The sequence below is a fragment of the Planococcus sp. RAB007_Raresut genome (genome assembly GCF_057369535.1).
In genome coordinates, this window is the sequence record NZ_JBXYIF010000068.1 from 1 (window position 1) to 303 (window position 303).

1 protein-coding gene is annotated in these 303 nt (G+C 38.6%); it reads left to right on the top strand.

From position 1 onward, the window contains the following. Positions 1 to 70 precede the first annotated feature (70 nt). The coding region (locus AC2Q9J_RS17785; RefSeq protein ID WP_499041996.1) for a hypothetical protein at positions 71 to 303 on the top strand (233 nt) is incomplete at its 3' end.

Here is a 303-nt window from a genome sequence, read left to right on the forward strand (position 1 = left end):
ATGCGAATGTACTATAAGCGCAAATAGTTCTTAAGTTTTAGTAAATTAAATGCATAAGTAGGATGTTAGAATGAATAATCAATGGATGAATATGAGTGTGCTTGCCTTAAGTTTAAGTGCAATCACAACAACTCTTTATGCTGAAGAACAACCTCAAGTAGATTATGCTGAGCAAGTGCAAGCTGAGCAAGAAACATCAGCAGGTGATGTGGTTGAGTCGGTTGTTGTGCCAGATGGTGATGCGAATCAAGCAGCGAGTGCTTTGCAACAACAAGAAGGTGATGCATCACAAGAAGCAAATTT